This is a genomic window from Paenibacillus sp. Z6-24, from assembly GCF_054161335.1.
In genome coordinates, this window is the sequence record NZ_CP096398.1 from 188,969 (window position 1) to 206,438 (window position 17,470).

15 protein-coding genes are annotated in these 17,470 nt (G+C 43.6%); 11 read left to right on the forward strand and 4 right to left on the reverse strand.

Annotated features, from left to right (window positions below; translation table 11 throughout):
- The first annotated feature begins 8 nt into the window (after window positions 1–8).
- The 11 genes from M1D61_RS00835 to M1D61_RS00885 all read left to right on the forward strand — a co-directional run bounded on the left by M1D61_RS00835 (window position 9) and on the right by M1D61_RS00885 (window position 12,455).
- A complete protein-coding gene (locus M1D61_RS00835; RefSeq protein ID WP_458120748.1) occupies window positions 9–530 on the forward strand; it encodes a hypothetical protein in 522 nt (173 codons plus the stop codon).
- Between the two features lie 42 nt (window positions 531–572).
- Window positions 573–950 carry a DUF4280 domain-containing protein gene (locus M1D61_RS00840; RefSeq protein WP_458120749.1) on the forward strand — a complete coding sequence of 126 codons (378 nt, stop codon included), beginning with the start codon at window positions 573–575 and terminating at the stop codon, window positions 948–950.
- 29 nt (window positions 951–979) lie between these two features.
- On the forward strand, window positions 980–3,802 hold the full coding sequence (locus M1D61_RS00845) for a phage baseplate assembly protein V (protein WP_458120750.1): 2,823 nt from the start codon (window positions 980–982) through the stop codon (window positions 3,800–3,802).
- Entirely contained in the window at window positions 3,803–4,909 is a 1,107-nt protein-coding gene (locus tag M1D61_RS00850; RefSeq protein WP_458120751.1) for a discoidin domain-containing protein, read from the forward strand.
- 18 nt (window positions 4,910–4,927) lie between these two features.
- Window positions 4,928–6,130 carry a glycoside hydrolase family 19 protein gene (locus M1D61_RS00855; RefSeq protein WP_458120752.1) on the forward strand — a complete coding sequence of 401 codons (1,203 nt, stop codon included), beginning with the start codon at window positions 4,928–4,930 and terminating at the stop codon, window positions 6,128–6,130.
- A 22-nt stretch (window positions 6,131–6,152) separates the two neighbouring features.
- Window positions 6,153–7,385: a hypothetical protein gene (locus M1D61_RS00860; protein WP_458120753.1), complete on the forward strand. Its 1,233-nt coding sequence runs from the start codon at window positions 6,153–6,155 to the stop codon at window positions 7,383–7,385.
- Window positions 7,386–7,403: 18 nt separating this feature from the next.
- Window positions 7,404–8,801: a contractile injection system protein, VgrG/Pvc8 family gene (locus M1D61_RS00865; RefSeq protein ID WP_458120754.1), complete on the forward strand. Its 1,398-nt coding sequence runs from the start codon at window positions 7,404–7,406 to the stop codon at window positions 8,799–8,801.
- Between the two features lie 39 nt (window positions 8,802–8,840).
- Window positions 8,841–8,996, forward strand: coding sequence for a hypothetical protein (locus tag M1D61_RS00870; RefSeq protein WP_458120755.1), 156 nt, complete (start codon window positions 8,841–8,843; stop codon window positions 8,994–8,996).
- Window positions 8,997–9,277: 281 nt separating this feature from the next.
- Window positions 9,278–9,838, forward strand: coding sequence for an ECF-type riboflavin transporter substrate-binding protein (locus M1D61_RS00875; RefSeq protein ID WP_458120756.1), 561 nt, complete (start codon window positions 9,278–9,280; stop codon window positions 9,836–9,838).
- Window positions 9,839–9,921: 83 nt separating this feature from the next.
- Window positions 9,922–11,628 (forward strand): ABC transporter ATP-binding protein, encoded by a 1,707-nt coding sequence (locus tag M1D61_RS00880; RefSeq protein ID WP_458120757.1) that lies wholly within the window; start codon window positions 9,922–9,924, stop codon window positions 11,626–11,628.
- Window positions 11,625–12,455 carry an energy-coupling factor transporter transmembrane component T family protein gene (locus tag M1D61_RS00885; protein ID WP_458120758.1) on the forward strand — a complete coding sequence of 277 codons (831 nt, stop codon included), beginning with the start codon at window positions 11,625–11,627 and terminating at the stop codon, window positions 12,453–12,455. The genes M1D61_RS00880 and M1D61_RS00885 overlap by 4 nt, the downstream gene beginning before the upstream one ends.
- 263 nt (window positions 12,456–12,718) lie before the next feature.
- Here the strand turns inward: M1D61_RS00885 and M1D61_RS00890 are convergent, their stop codons facing one another.
- The 4 genes from M1D61_RS00890 to M1D61_RS00905 form a co-directional block, all read right to left on the reverse strand.
- The gene (locus M1D61_RS00890; protein WP_046212509.1) at window positions 12,719–12,976 is read right to left on the reverse strand and encodes a hypothetical protein; all 258 of its coding nucleotides are present in this window, start codon (window positions 12,974–12,976) and stop codon (window positions 12,719–12,721) included.
- Window positions 12,977–13,016: 40 nt separating this feature from the next.
- Window positions 13,017–13,577, reverse strand: a complete 561-nt coding sequence (locus M1D61_RS00895) for a hypothetical protein (protein ID WP_458120759.1) — start codon at window positions 13,575–13,577, stop codon at window positions 13,017–13,019.
- Between the two features lie 402 nt (window positions 13,578–13,979).
- On the reverse strand, window positions 13,980–14,666 hold the full coding sequence (gene pgmB, locus M1D61_RS00900; RefSeq protein WP_458120760.1) for a beta-phosphoglucomutase: 687 nt from the start codon (window positions 14,664–14,666) through the stop codon (window positions 13,980–13,982).
- Window positions 14,666–16,999: a glycoside hydrolase family 65 protein gene (locus tag M1D61_RS00905; RefSeq protein WP_458120761.1), complete on the reverse strand. Its 2,334-nt coding sequence runs from the start codon at window positions 16,997–16,999 to the stop codon at window positions 14,666–14,668. The genes pgmB and M1D61_RS00905 overlap by 1 nt, the downstream gene beginning before the upstream one ends.
- Between the last annotated feature and the right edge of the window lie 471 nt (window positions 17,000–17,470).

Genomic DNA, 17,470 nt, shown 5'->3' on the forward strand with positions numbered 1-17,470 from the left:
AGTGGAAAATGGAATATTATACTTTGTCACAGGATCATAGAATCCCCAGCTATGCACATCCAGATATAAGCCGGGCAGAAGGCCTAAAGCAGTTGGAGCAGGCAAGAGAGAATAATCAGTCACTGCTTCAATTCTATGTGAAAAATTCGCAGGATTATTTGGATTGGATGGATAGGCCAATTTGTATGGTGTCTGATCAAATGAAATCTCTAATGGCTATTTATGAAAATGAAATAAAATGGACTACTGCGATCTTGGCAGATATTCAGCAAATGACACAACAGATTTACTGGATACCTGAATTTCCCCAAGTATCAGCTCTGTCCAAACAAAGCATCTGGTACAAAAATGGGACCTTGCAGAAAATAATACTGAATGAAGAAATGATTAAAGAACATAAAATATTCCGATTGACTGACTCACCAGTTCACGAATTGGTTGTTGATTTGGATGTGGCAGAATGCCTGCTGAAATTTAATTTGAAGGGGATCTATCTGACAGCAATCAGTACAGTAGACGGGTTGGCATAAGAATTGAGTGAAGAATGAAGATAAAAAGGGGATTAATCGATAATGAAAGACAGCTATGTAGTGGATGGAGCGTCTCTTCAATGCAACTGTGGTAGTCAAACAGGGCAATTTAAAGCGGAGAAGGATCGGGCAATTCATATCAATCATAAAATACAAGGGAATATTCAAGATTATAAGCCTTATACCCATATTCCAACATTTGGTCTATGCAGCAGCAGGTCGAACCCGGATGTGATTGCAGCTAACAAAGGCAGACCTGGACAATGGATTCCACAGCCCTGCAGACCAGTAGTAACGATGAGATGGATTCAAGGCAAGGAAAATGTATACATAGATGGGCATCCAGCATTGCTTAGCTGTTCCAAAAATTCATGTATGTGGTGCGGTCAGATTACTTTCAAGGAAGATGGGCAAGGATAGAATCCTCAATATATAAAGGAGTATAGAAAATGAGTACAGCCATAGATCAATTAGCCAGATATGGAGCAATTGGCATTTATGCCCCTTACCGGATGGTCAGTATACTCGATATGCATATTACACAAAAAGTTAATGACCATGGCCGGTTGTTTTTAACAGCAGTATTATCGGATGAAGAAGGGGAGTCTTACGAGCAGGACAAGATGCGTACAGATAAAATCGAAATTTTCGATACTGGCTTACATAAACAAGACATATGTCTGTTCAAAGGAAAAATAATCTCAACCGAAATCAGGTACAAAAACGGTGTCTATACCATTAGGTTGGAGGCTGCTTCATACAGCAGCCTGCTGGATACAATGAACAAAAATCGTTCATATCAAAATAGCGGAATAACCTACTATGAACTGTTTAGAGAAATTGTAGACAGCTACCCTCATGGTGACTTTATTGATCTAATTGATGCGGAGCAGCATTTGAATGAATTTACACTGCAATATGAAGAGACCGATTGGGAATTCCTGTGCAGGATGGCATCCCGTCTAAACACAGGTATTATAGCAGAAGTCATCTCTGAGTATCCTCGCCTCTGGCTGGGTGCCTCCAAGGGTAGAATAAAAGGAACAATTAACAGTCATAATTATTCCATGCAGAAATCAGATACAGTACCCAGATACAAATACATTGAAGTGCAGGACAATCAGTATTTTCAACTGGGTGATGTAGTGCTTTTTCATTCGAGTACCTGGTCGATCGATCAATGTTTTATCGAACTTGAGAAGAGCACATTGAAATACAACTATACGTTGGTTCCAGAAGAGGGAATACCCAGAAAAAAGTATGCTAATGCTCGTCTGCATGGAGCTTCATTGGAAGGCAGAGTTATTGATACCAAGGAGGATTTTGTAAAGGTTCACCTGAGCATCGATGCGCAGCAGGATAAATTAAAGAGCTGCTGGTTTGCATATAGCACTATGTATACCGGAGATAGCATTGGATGGTACTGTATGCCTGAATATGGAGATACAGTAATACTTTATTTTCCTACAGATGAAGAGCAGCAAGCCTACATTACACAGGCTGTTCGTAAAAAAGCGGGCAAAAATGATCTGATTCATCAACCAGATCACAAAAGGTTCCATACCCGACAGGGAAAAGTAGCCCGTTTTGATCCCAAAGAGGCAGCATTCTCCACGGAAGAGGAAAAAATCATCATCCGTCTTAATCAAGGAACAGGTCTGCATGTTTACAGTCACCATAACATCACGTTTCATGCAGATGAAGACATTGTACTGCATGGCAAAAAAGTCGAGATGCGTGCCAGCGGTATACTGAAAGCTGCAAGCAAAGGCAGCTATATACAGCTGGATGGTACGTTTCAGACACATGCTGCCAGACTCATGCAAAAAGGATTGTCCACTGCCGAGCTTAAAGCATACTATTCACTCATTAAGGAAATGAATGGTCAGAATTATCCACAGTGGTTGCAGAATGGACTGCTTAAATTCAAAAAGCAATACTATGAGGCTAATGCCAAAGGAGACCAAAAGGCTAGCCAACGAGCGGCTGAAAAAGCCAAACAGCTGCGTCAGCAGTGGAAGTCGATATGTCAGCTGCCGGATTGGGCGCGGGAACCGATGAATGATTACACTGCTCAGTGGTGGGCAGCTCATGCCATAAATGACAAAAAGGAAGAAAATAGACTTCACGGCCTGGCTAGTCGGCTGCGGGATAATGTACAGGTCAATGCATTGATTCGAGATTGCCCTGGAGGTGCTTATAAAGATGCGAATCGTCTTGAAGAGATTTCCCGTCAGTATGCAGATACAGTCAATCATCTGGCACCAGGAGATAAGAAGGTACTGGCTCAAGAAGCAGCAGAACTTCGAAGCAAGTATGGAGTTGGCGATCTGGCAGCACGGCAAAATTTGAATAAACTAGCTCATAAATATCCGGATAGTTTCCATTATAAACTACCGATTAAGGGCGAGTGGGATAAAGAACTGAATAGTGCGCTTTATGATTTTGCGAAGAAATATGGGTTAGCGGATAAAGGATACAGCCGTGAAGTATTGGAGGTTTATCTGTATCAAGTGGCAAACGCTGTTCTACCATGGCCAAAAGTAAAGCCAGTGACTAAAATTAGACCAACCACCCTAGAAATAAATCAAAAGAATGAAGTTATTCCTAAGCAAGAAGTTTCTAATAAAGAAATTCCACAAACAAATTATAAAGATGGAATTTTAGAAAAATCAGTTATTGAAGCTTATATTAATGCTCATAATTTAAAAGGTAACAGAGCTAAAGCAATTTATAGAGTGAATGAATATAGCAGTAATTCTATTATACGTGATAGTTTGTCTGCTAATAAAAGTATCCCACTAGTATTCTTTTTTGAAGGCGATGGATCCTATAGCCATGCACAATCAGATCACCCAGAAGGCAGATATGGTGCCAGTGTAATAGTAGTTATTGATGGGCATATTAAGTATACAAGTGCTAACACAAGTACACTACCAGACCATGAAAAAAAATCAGCAACTGTAAATGAAGGAGTATATGAATTTGTCGGTGGACTTCATAGAGGGAGTTACCCAGCACTCAGAATAAGAGATGGGGGAGCTGTATCTTCAAAGATAGATGGTCGAAGTTATACTGCTACTGGAATTAATATCCACAAAGGATACAACAGAGATAATCCGGATCGACCTACTTCTACAGGTTGTATAACTATTCATAAGGACGAATATATTGGTTTCTTAGCAGCAGTGGGAGTAGTCCAGAGTTCTTTATCAGAAAGTCCTAAAAAAATAAGAGGATTAGCGATTATCGATAGAAAGGATAGAAGTTAATTGTTAACATCAAAAAGAAGTACATTATTATGGATTTTTATACTAATTTTCTTGATTAGTGGTTGCAACCAATTAAGTAAAAGTGACACTTTACTGCATCATAAAGATGTAGACACAGCACCGCCGAATCATACTTTTACTAAATGGATATTATTTCGCGGTGAAAATGACAGCGAGCCTCTCGATTACATCAGCAACCTGAATGATCCAGCAGGGAACAGTTACGTCCGTATTAATGATATTATTCATGTCTTATATGTGCATGAGCACGATAGCTATCCGGAAAATGAACTCTATCTTGGAAGAATCAGCGAAAATGGCAATAGTATTGCGCTTATTCGAGAAGGAACAGAGTTAGACTATAAGGTCGTTAAGATTTTTGATTTGGATACCAAGCGCAAAATCAATGAGTTCAATCTTAAAAACGAAGATATCGCCATTTCTCCTGATCTGCAAACTTATGTATACGCTGTTCAGGATACAGCCAATACCGGTATATATCAGTTCGATGCAGGAAGTAAAGTCCTGAAAAAACTGGATAAAGATGCTGACGGCATGAGCATTTACGATCTTTACCCGTACGAGACGCCGGCTGCCGATCTGCAGGATCATAATGTAATGAAACGCATGGGCATTGCTTTTTCGCCGGTCCAGACCTTCGATAGTAAAGTTGATTTGATGCAGTACAGGCAGAGTATTCCCATAGCTTCAATTAAGGCTTCCTCGAGCTTGGCGGATCAGTCCGGGCATTCCTATAGACCGGAAAATCTGATAGATGGAGATATGCGAACAGGCTGGTGCGAAGGGGTGAAAGGCGATGGGGTCGGAGAATCCATTACGATTAACTTTGGCAAAGAACAGATGATTAGCGGGATGGAGCTGGTGAATGGCCTGGCTACATCGGAGAAAGCCTATAAAGCGAACAATCGGGTGAAGAAGATCAAGCTTCAATTTTCGGATGGCCGTGCACTTACGCTCGATACTTACTTTATGGAGCAATATTTTAACGTACCTGTCACTGCATCCTCTGTACAAATGACAATTATCGAAGTCGATCCTGGTGAGAAATATCATGATACCTGTATAACCGGATTAAGATTTTTCTAGAAAAGAAGGGACCTATTTATGCAGTGGAAAGAACCTACATTTGGACCTACACCTGTATTGAGAGTACTGGCATCCGCCAATGCCAAGCGTAAGGCGCAAGCATATGATCTGATAAAGGAACAGAAGAAGCAAAAATTAAATTATCCAAGCTGGGCACAGGAATGGATGCGCAAATATAAAGCAGATTGGAATCTGGCCCAATCAAAGGGAGATATAGCTGGGATGCGTAGGGCGCAGCAATTGGCTGATGGGCTGCGGACCAAACTGAAAGAAATAAATAAAATGCCCAAGTGGGCTCAAGAGCAGATGCAGAAACAGACGGTTCGCTGGATGGAAGCTAACACCGTAGGAAACGTACTGGCCCAAAAAGCTGCTCAGAAAGAAGCGCAGTCAATAAGGGAAAAATGCAAGTTAATCCAGGAGATTGCAAAAAAATCGCCAGCGGATGCAAAAGAATTAAGTGACCTTACTGCAAAGTGGTATGCTGCACATGATCATGGATTAGTGGGAGGAATCAAAAAAGATTCCAAAGCAGCTAAAGCGGCGGAGGAGAAATACAGTAAACAGGCGCAAGCTATTATTGATAAATATAGTTTGGTAGAAATAAAAAAGAAAAATCCAGATGACTCCAATCTCCCAGTAATAAAAGAGAAGAATACCCCAAAAAGCGAAGTGGCACCTAAAGAAACTAATGATCCCAAACAGTATATTACTAAAGAACAATTGAAAGAAGTAGGCTGGAGAAATCTCAATGATGAAATGCTTAAAGATTTGAATAACTGTTTATCCCGATATGATATTACTACGCCAGATAGAATACGTCATTTTATTAGTCAATGTAGCCATGAATCTGTAGCAGGTCTTTATACCAAAGAGATTGCTAGCGGAAAGGCATATAATGGGAGAAAAGATTTGGGGAATACTCAGCCAGGAGATGGACCTAAATACAAGGGAGCAGGTTATATCCAAATGACTGGAAGATCTAACTATCAGCAATTTGCTAATGCTATAGGAGACTCAAGAATAATGGAAGGGGTAAACTACGTTTCAAAAGTATACCCATGGTCTTCCGCTGGTTTCTGGTGGCACAAAAATAATATGAATTCTTTATGTGATCGCGGTGCCACAGTAGAACAAGTAACAAAGCGTGTTAACGGTGGTTATAATGGGCTGGCAGATCGAAAGAAGTATTACGAGAAATGTTTAAGAATTTTCAAGTGAAAAAGGAGTAAACAATAATATCATGTATAAAAAATTGATGGTTCTATTTTTAGTAATACTTTTTTTGAACGCGTGTAGTAATGCAAATGCTCTTACAAAAGCGGTAAATAGTAATCAAAATGAGAATATGGCGTATACCATCAAGAATAGGAGTTATCAAAAAGAAAATGTTAACATTCGCTACCCACAAATTGAAAAATTAACTGATCCAAGGAGAGAGGAGAAAATAAACGATATATTAAAAAATCAAGCATTAAGAATATTACAATATGGGTATAGCGAATCAACCCGAATAGAAATCGAATATAAAATAAGCTATCAGAATAATAATGTACTAAGTGTAAAATATAGCGGCCTAAGCTATAAAAAAGGCGATGCTTATCCAACCAATCAATTTTATACTACCAATATAGATATAACTAAAGGAAAATTGTTGAAAATAAATGATTTATTAAAAATTGATAGTCAATTGTTTTCGCTCTTTAAAAGTAATCAATTTAAAGCAGTTTTAGAAGAGCAACAAGATCTAAAAGAAATTTTTTCTGAGAATCAATTTATTCAGCTATTACACACTGCAGATTCTTCAGAGCATTTAGGAGCAATGGATCAATCTTATGTATTTTCCTATTTAGAAAATGGGTTTATAGGACTTAGTCTTCCTGTTACTCATGCATTAGGAGACCATGCAGAATATGAGATCAAAATACAAGATATCCCAAAAGAAATAAAGCAGTCGCAATTTACTCAAATACTAGAATCAAGCCCATACTATAACATTTCTTCCAATATGCATAGCTCAATCAACTTAGCAGATTATGAGATTAATGAAAATCAGTCTTTTGATGTAACTCTGGAACACTGGGGAGATATAAAATTTATATCTACTACAAACAAATTAAATAGTTTAAAAGAATTACAATTCTTTTTATCTAACAAAAATGGAGACGTTATATATATGTTTCCTGAATTTTATGGAAATAGAAAATGGCTTGCTGATGGAATTAAAGCAGTCTCTTTTAAGGATGTCAATGGTGATAAACGTAAAGATGTTGTTATCATTGCTGAGTATACTACAGCTGTAGGTAAGCAAGCAGCAGAGCCGTTCCCGGTAGCTAGCATTTATTTTCAGGATCAGGATGGAACATTTCAATCGATCCCTGCTTTAGACGATAAATTAAATGGTACTACTGCACACAATCGTACAATTGCAGAAGTCGTTAAATATGCAAGTCAGCAGCACATAAAAGTGAACTAAATATAGAGGAGTATGCATATGAGCCATCCTATCATTCATTACAATGGCAGTCGTTTAGCCATTCAAAATCCCAAAATTAAAATCACTCAAACTATCAATGAGCATGTCAGGTTGCAGCTGACTGGCGTGCTCTCTGATAGTCATAAACAGGAATTTATGAACAGTATGGATGCAGGTGAGAAGCTGGCAATTTTCTTTCAGGATGATAATCAGAAAAGTACCCTTTTATTCAAAGGGTTGATCTCACGCCTGCGTATGAAATCAGTAGCTAATGTGTCATATCTGATTATTGAAGCTTCATCCTATACATGTCAGATGGATGAGAAAATCGAACGACGCACATTCCAAAATAAGAAGTTGACCTATCAGAAGCTGCTGGAACAGATTACAGTTGATTATAAAAAATCTCATTACATAAGTCAGTTGCAGCACCAGACAATCGGGGAATTCACCATGCAATATGATGAAACAGACTGGGAGTTTCTTAAACGCATGGCTTCAAGATTCGGATGGGGGCTTATTGCAGATCCGCTTGATGAGAGTATTCGTTTTCATTTTGGCCTGCCTGATGAGAAGAGCAAAACAGAGTTAAAGAACTTCAATTATTCAGTTACCCATGAATCCCTGCCTAATAAATCCGCTAAAGAAAATTCCCATTCTTATTACAGGGTGCAGACGACAGGCTCCCGTGATATCAGTCTGAATGTAGGAGACCATGTCAAATTCCGTGGCAAAGAGCTTATTGTCAAAAAAGCGACCAGCATTGTTCGTCATAATGATCTGTGGCATGAATATTGGCTGACTTCCAAAGAAGGGATGAAGCAGGAACTCATTTTGAACCGGCAGATCCAGGGAATGACGATAAAATCAAAGGTGATTGGCATTAAAGAAGATCATGTAAAAGTATTTTTCTATGAAATAGATAAAGTTAAGCCGGCAGTGGCGGATACCTGTGCGTTTCCTTATGCTACTTTTTATACTTCGGAAGGAAATACAGGTTGGTACTGTATGCCGGAATTATATGATTTTGTCGATATCTACTTCCCGACAGCGGAAGAAAAAGATGCAATCGTAACTCACTCCATACGCAAAAGATCCAAAGGTGGGGATATCATCAAAGACCCTGCTGTTAAAATTTTTATGACCAAGTATCGTAAAGCGATTATATTTGAAGAGAATGAAATACTGATCACAGGTAACGATGATGAGGTGGTTATTCGGCTTCTGGATGATCACGGTATTGAGCTGCGCAGTAAGAAGGATATTCGTGTAAAAGCGGACGGTAATCTTACTTTTCAAGCAGGTAAAACACTGCAAATTACAGCCAAAGAGGCAATAGGATTGAAATGTAAAACCAGTGAACTAATAATGAACAAAGATATTCAGATTACCGGAGAAAAACACAATATTCTCTAAACGTAATCGATATATTAATAATCGGAAAGAGGAATGATAATGGGCAAAGTGACAACAGGAGCTTTCAATATGGAACAAGCGATAAGTCAGCAAGAGGTAATTAAAGAGTGGAAGCGTAAAATCGAGCAAGAAGAGTATCCTTTTATTAACACTATGATTTTTACGAAAAATAAATTGGCGAAAGAAAGCCTATGAGTATGGAGAAGAGTATGTAGGATGTTTTAAGTATATTTTGAGAGTGATATTCTATAAAATTAATTATTATATCTTCTGAATAAATACTTATTCTCCATTTAATGTCATCCTATTGAAAATTCTGACTATCTCCCATAATGAAAATAACGAAAAATCCGCTGAATCCCCCTCTTTTCCCTTACAAAACTATAGTATTTCCTAACATTCGATTGTATAATCGTACAGAACGTACATATTATTCAGTCGCTATGTTATTTTACAATTGAAAGTGGGGTTAGAAGATGGCAAAAACAAACGGACTATCCGTAAAAACGATCGTGGCCATCGGGATCGGTTCTGCGTTGTTTATTATTTTGGGACGTTTTGGCTCTATTCCAACAGGTATACCCAATACGAATATTGAGACGACTTATGCATTATTGGCTCTGTTTGCATTATTATACGGACCGGTGGCGGGTCTATTGATTGGACTGATCGGACATACGCTCAAGGATGCTATTTTCTACGGGCAGCCGTGGTTCAGCTGGGTTATCGCATCCGCTGTTGTAGGTCTCCTGATTGGTCTGATGACAAGACGTATTGCCATTCATGACGGAGAATTCGGTAAGGGTGGAATTCTGCGTTTTAATATCGCCCAGATCGTAGCCAATATTATCGCATGGATCGTAGTCGCTCCTGTATTGGATATTCTGATTTATTCAGAGCCAATGAATAAGGTGTTTACTCAGGGAATTGTAGCTGCAATCTCCAATATCGTTACAGTAGCCATTCTCGGCACACTGCTGGCAATCGCTTATTCCAAGACCCGCACCAAGCGCGGCAGTCTTTCACGCGAAGCCTAATCGCATATACGAATTACACAAGTTCAGGCCGGTGAGTCTCACCGGCTTTTTCTATTGAACAGGGACAGGAAGGAAGGGCAAGCATGAGAAAACCTGTAATACAGTTTCAGGACTTCAGCTTTCAATACAGGGCTCAATCCGAGCCTACACTTCATCATATTAACCTGACCATCTACGAAGGAGAGAAAGTGCTCATCGTGGGCCCATCGGGTTCGGGTAAGAGTACATTGTCCCACTGCATGAACGGGTTGATTCCTTTCTTTTACCAGGGGGAGATGAGCGGATCGCTGCAGATCGGGGGACAGGAGTCGCGCGAGCTGAGTATCGCCGAATTGTCGGATCGGGTCGGTACGGTGCTGCAGGACCCGGACGGGCAGTTCGTCGGGCTGACGGTCGCCGAGGATATCGCCTTCAAGCTGGAGAATGACCGGGTACCACAGGCCGAGATGATCCGGCGCGTGACCGGAGCGGCGGAGACGGTGGAATTCGCCACATTTCTGGAAGCTTCGCCGCAATCTCTCTCCGGTGGGCAAAAGCAGAAAACGACGCTCGCCGGCGTACTGGTGAGCGAAGCGGATGTGCTGCTGTTCGACGAGCCGCTGGCGAGTCTGGACCCGTACACCGGCCGCATGACCGTCGATCTGATCGACCGGATTCACCGGGAGACCGGTCGCACGGTCGTCATTATTGAGCACCGACTGGAAGATATGCTGCATCGTCATGTGGACCGGATCATCGTCGTAAATGACGGGCGGATCGCAGCGGATATGACGCCTGCCGAGCTGCTCTGCTCCGGACTGCTGCGCGAGACGGGCATCCGGGAGCCGCTGTATCTGAATGCGCTCCGCTATGCCGGCTGCATCATTACACCGGATATGCAGCCCCAGCACATCGAGACGATCCGGCTGGATGATTGCATTCCTGTACTGAATGACTGGTACCACGGGCAGCAGGGCGATATGGCTGTATCTGCAGCAGAGCCAATATTGGAGCTGCAGCATGTATCCTTTGGCTACAGCAAAAGCAATCCGGTACTGCACGATGTGTCTCTCACAGTCCGCCGCGGCGAGATGGTCTGTATCGCCGGACGCAACGGTGCCGGCAAGTCGACCATTTCCAAGCTGATCTGCGGATTCTACCGTCCGACCTCCGGGCAGATTCTGCTCGGCGGGCGTGATCTGGCCGGGGATACGATCAAGGAACGGGCGGACCAAATCGGCTTTGTGATGCAGAATCCGAATCATATGCTGTCCAAGCCGCTGATCTATGACGAAGTGGCACTGGGACTGCGAACACGCGGTGTACCGGAAGAAGAGATCCAGCAGCGGGTGCATGATGTGCTGCAGGTATGCGGACTGTATCCGTTTCGCAGCTGGCCGGTGTCCGCACTCAGCTATGGTCAGAAAAAGCGCGTCACCATCGCGTCGATCCTTGTGCTGCGTCCGGAGATTCTGATTCTCGATGAACCGACCGCCGGACAGGACTACCGCCACTACAATGAAATGATGGAGTTCCTGATGGAGCTAAATGCACAGGGGATCACGATCATCATGATCACCCACGATATGTACCTGATGATGGAATACGGTCAGCGTACGATTGTGCTGTCCGAAGGGAAAAAGATTGCGGATGATGTGCCTGCACGCGTACTGAGTGATGAAGCGGTCGTAGCGGCAGCGCATCTCAAGACGACTTCGCTGCATGAGCTGGCGGTACGCTCCGGGGTGGGCGAACCGTCCGAGCTGGTCAGCCGATTTATCGCATATGACAGGGGGATGCGGCAGTCATGAGTACACCTATGTTATCCTACACCAATCTTAATACGCCGGTTCACCGGCTGACCGGTGTGACCAAGCTGGTCTTCTTTATGGTATGGGCCCTGACGGCGATGATTATTTACGATACCCGCTGTCTGCTGATCATGCTGATAATCGGTCTGGTCATTTTCGGGATGGCCAGGGTACCGTTTCAGCAGTATTCGTTTGTCCTGTATTTGATATTGATCTTCTTCCTGCTCAATCAGGTGGCGATCTTCCTGTTCTCGCCGCTATACGGGGTGGAGCTGTATGGATCGCAGCATGATATTGTGCATATTGCCGGGCGGTACACGCTGACCTGGGAGCAGCTGTTTTACCAGTTCAATGTGGCGCTCAAGTATGCGGTCGTGATCCCGATTGCGCTGCTGTTCCTGCTGGTGACGGACCCAAGCGAATTCGCTTCATCGCTGAACCGGATCGGCGTCAGCTACAAGATCGCCTACTCGGTCGCGATTGCACTGCGATATATCCCGGATGTGCAGCAGGATTTTCAGAATATTGCCTTCTCCGCCCAGGCGCGCGGCATCGACATCTCGCGCAAAGAGAAAATTGGCAAACGGCTGAAAAATGTAATCTCCATCCTGATGCCGCTCATCCTGACAAGTGTGGAGCGGATCGAAAAGATTAGCACCGCGATGGAACTGCGTGGATTCGGACGCAAAAATAAACGGACCTGGTACAAGAGCCGTCCGTTTCAAACAGGGGATTATGTGGCATTGACGCTGGTGATTCTGGTCGCTGTAGTGAGCTTTGCGGTGACATTTGCGGATGGATCGAGATTTTATAATATTTTTGAGTGAAATGGTTGTAGAGAAATATACCAAATGAGTAAAATATATAAAAAAGCCAGCCATGATGTATAATGGCTGGCTTTTTATATATTTAGGCAAAGTGTGTGACAGAAATGATGTATCCGACCAGTAAGGACTGTCCAGGTTCAGGTAGCGGACTATGAGATCTTAGGTCTATCCTTTTCCCAAGATGCATCTGTTAAGCGAATAAAGCTAAATGACCCTCCTCATAAAATTAGAGAAGGGCCATTGCTTGATAATAGCTACAGCAATTATTTATACATATCTACAATCTTTTGAGCATGTTCAATCGAAAGACCATATCTGCCGCGCACCTTTTTGATGGAATCAATTTTTGATTCCTGTTTTAAATCTTGCTGGATATATGTCTTTAGCTCTGAATTATCCTTATAGGCTTCATAAAGATTTTTCTCCATAGTACTCATCTTCCTGGAGTTAAGGAAGTTTGTCATAACCGAGAAGACAAGAGCAATCAACAAAAATAAACTTACAATTGTCGTATTGTCCATTTCTCTTCCTCCTTACTTAAAGATAGATTGGTGTGTTTATTTATAATCCACATGCTTTTTTGACAGCAGTAATACCTGCTAATTCTGCTACCAGATCTTTAGCTGCTCCGCCTAAGGCTGCCCATTTTTCACTAGTGAATGAAGCGCCCCATATAATCTTTGCAGCCTCTGCAGATCCACCAAGAGCTTTTACCAATTTTGCAATCTTTACAATTTTAGTTACAGGTACTGCTGTTGTTACCAAAACGCCTGCAATAGAGAGTCCACAATCCCATGCACCATTTGTGCTAATGGAGCCTGAATTGTCAGGCAAAACTGGGGTCTGTTCAGAATTAGTTACACGGATCGGACTGCCTGAATTTATTAAGTAGTTGTTAATCGTATCTGCGTCGTTAGTATTCAATATTTCATCAGGAATATTGCTAATATCCTGTAATACATTTTCAATGGATTCTTGAGAGGTACTATGAAATTTTGCACGTTCATTGTCATTAACTTCTGTTGCTGCAATAGCGGAACCTGAAAAGCTTGTCGCCATAAATGTGCATAAAGAAAGAAAAAGTAGAAATTGCTTGATGTATTTTCTTTTTTCAATGAGCATTATAAGTCTCCTTTTCTTACTGATTTTTATTTTGAAAACTACGAACCTAAAAGACAAGGTAGACTACTTGTAGCTATTCTTTTTTAGTACCGGTACTGTCATCAAACTAACATAATCCAATAAATGGATGCAATAAAATTTAGAAATTTACCCATTTTCATTCATTAGTCCCGGTTAAGAAGATTTGTTTATTTACAAATAGGCTGGATTTTCGACATTATATTAGGGCCGTTTGTCATAAGAACAAAGTCTGAATCCTAAAATATACGTTATGTATGTTCTACCTCATAAATTATTAATCAATACCTATAATAAAAACCTCCATTGTTAATACTTTAACAATGGAGGTTTTTATTATGAAATGTTATTACATAGAAGAATGATTTAAGTTCATGTCTGCATCTATACCTGCTCTACAGACGCACCCTGATACTGCACCAGCAGCTGATCCAGCGACAGCTCGGTTGTACTCGCATACACAATATCCGCTTCAGCCAGCGTCCTGCTATCGCCCACACCAACCGCGAACATACCCGCGACCTTGATGGACGTTACACCCGCCGCCGCATCTTCAATTCCGATGCAGGCAGCCGGATCAACGCCGAGCTGCTCGGCAGCAGTAAGGAAGATCTCTGGGTCCGGCTTGGAGTTGCGGATCTTGGCGGCATCGACGATGGTATTGAACGAGTCGTGCAGCTGCAGGGAATCCATGACAGAGAATGCATTTTTGCTGACCGATGCGAGTCCGATCTTGAGTCCTCTTGCATGAATATCCGCGATCAGCTCGCGGATGCCGGGCAGTACGTCATCCGGCGTCACCTGCTTGATCAGCTCTACATAGTGATCGTTTTTCTGCTTGGCGAGTTCCAGCTTCTCTTCATCGGAGTAGCTGTTTTCCTTGCCGCCCAGCGCGAGGATCTTATTCAGCGAATCCATGCGGGATACGCCTTTTAGTTCCTCATTGAATTCACGGGTAAAAGGAACACCGATACTTTCGCCGAGCGCTTTCCAGGCGAGGTAATGATACTCGGCGGTGTCTGTTACGACACCGTCGAGGTCGAAGATAACGGCTTGCAGTTCCGGACGCATCAGGCTTCTCCTCCTACGAGCATTTCTGGGGCTGTACCGGTTTTGAGGACCGGTACGGTATGCTTGCCGTCTGCCGGCAGGGTCACGGTCTCACCATACAGCTGCAGCGACAGTTCCGGACCTTCTTGGCTCAACTGAACCAGCTCACGGGACACTTCCACTTTGATGAAGTGATCGCGGTACACGATGTTGAAGCTGTAACGATCCCACGCCTGCGGGATGAATGGAGCAAAGCTGAGCGTCTCGTTGGCTGTACGCATACCGGCAAATCCCTGTACAATCCCGAGCCATGATCCGGTCATGCTCGTGATATGCAGACCATCTTCGGTATCGTTGTTATAGTTGTCCAGATCCAAGCGTGCAGTCCGGTTATACATCTCGTACGCTTTCTCTTCCATACCCAGTTCCGCCGCGAGAATGCTGTGGATACAAGGGGAGAGCGAAGACTCATGAACGGTCATCGGCTCGTAGAATTCGAAGTTGCGGCGTTTCTCCTTGGCGGTATATTGATCGTTCAGGAAATACAGTCCCTGCAGTACATCCGCCTGCTTGATAAAGCAGCTGCGCAGGATTTTGTCCCATGACCATTTCTGGTTGATCGGGCGGTCGGCCGGATCGAGATCGGCGGCGCTCATCAGGTCTTTGTCCAGGAACGTATCGTGCTGCACGAAGATACCGAGTTCTTCATCATACGGCAGATACATATAATCGACGATGTGCTGCCACTTGGCCAGTTCTTCATCGGTAATATCCAGCTGCTGCAGCTTGTCGGCATGACCGGAAGCTTGCAGTTCACGCACAACCTGAATCGTATATTCCAGCGTCCACGAAGAGATGCGGTTGGTGTACCAGTTGTTGTTGACGTTGTTCTCGTATTCATTCGGACCGGTGACGCCATGGATCATATATTGACCCTGACGCTTGCTGTAGTGCACGCGGTCTGCCCAGAAGCGGGAAATGCCTGTCAGCACATCCAGACCATATTGATGCAGATAATCGCGGTCGCCGGTATAGTTCACGTAGTTGTATACCGCATAGGCAATGGCGCTGTTACGGTGAATCTCTTCGAAGGTAATCTCCCATTCGTTATGGCATTCCACCCCGGTAAAGGTAACCATCGGATACAGCGCGCCCTGCAGACCCTGCTGCTGGGCATTATGATATGCGCCGTCCAGCTGGTTGTGGCGGTAAATACACAGGTTGCGGGCAACCTCCGGCTTGGCGGTAGACAGATAGAGCGGCAGTGCATACGCTTCAGTATCCCAGTAGGTAGCGCCGCCGTATTTCTCACCGGTGAATCCTTTCGGTCCGATATTCAGGCGTGCATCCTCGCCATAGTAGGTCGAGAACAGCTGGAACAGGTTGAAACGAATCCCCTGCTGGGCTTCATCGTCGCCTTCGATCGTTACATCGGCCATCTCCCAGCGCTTGATCCAGCCTTCGGCATGAGCGGCGAGCAGTGCTTCATATCCCTGTCCGGCAGCGCGGTCCAGTACGGTCTGTCCCTGCTCCGGCAGTGTGCCGCGCGGATAATCACGGTCGGTTGTGAGAGCGACATATTTGTACAGGGTAACCGATTGTCTCTGTTCTGCGTTAAATGTCAGTGTATTCTCCACATACTCTTCTCTGGAGGAGAATGATACTGCCGGTGTACCGCCGGTCACTTCAAGGCGCATCGAAGCAGCGACCTGGAACGTTGGCGTGCCAAAGGAGTTATCCTTGGTCTGCATCACCAGATGACCGCTTAGCTCGGCAGCAGCCTGATCGATCTCAACCCAGAAGTCTTCGTCATAGTTGGAATCTTCATTGCGGATATCGCCGTCCAGATAAGGGATCAGGGTCACTTCGCCGGTGTAGTTGACAGGAGTCACTTCGTATTTGATGACCGCCAGCTCATGTTCTGCGACAGAGAGGAAGCGGGACGTCTCGATACGGGTTTCCTTTTCGCCGTGAAGTACCGTAAATTGACGGGACAGCACGCCCTGGCGCATATCAAGTTCACGGTAGTAATCCTTGATCCGGGACTGGCTGAGGTCAACTTCCTCGCCGTCCAGCAGCAGGCGGATACCGATATAATTAATGGAATTGATTACTTTGCCAAAATAGTGCGGATAGCCGTTCTTCCACCAGCCGACACGGGTCTTGTCCGGGAACCAGACGCCGGCAATATAGGAGCCGCGGTGCATATCACCGCTGTAACTCTCTTCGAAATTACCGCGCATGCCCATATGGCCGTTGCCCAGGCTCATCATGCTTTCCGCGAGGCGGAAGTCTTCTTCATGCAGTTGGTGTTCAACAATTTTCCACGGGTGGACATCAAACAATCGTTTCATGAGAAATCACTCATTTCTTGGGGAGTAGGGTACAGCTGGCGATTATTGTGCAAACGTTTGCCCAAAGCGACGAAAAAAAAGCCCTGGCCATCAAGCTGGATTTGAGACTCATTATACATCATTACCATTTGCCCCGCCAGTACCTTTTTTGATAGCGCATTCAGTCTTGCTGACAAACAGTTTTGAGGATATGGAAAAGGTATGCTCTGCGCATCATTTACCTGGCGTCGGCATCTATGCACCTTCTTGTCTTTATATAAATTTGGAGATGGTTGGAAGTCTGATATATGGCAAAGAATGGTTCGATAAGTAGAGCAGTAAATGGATCGGTGAGTGCTGCGGCAAGTGGTATGATCATGGGTTCGATGAGTGGGGTGATTGTGCAGTGAATGGAATACTGTAATATTCATTAAGGCTTTTGCGCAGAAATTAAACTGATTTTTGGATATAAAAAATTAAATTTTGTGTATT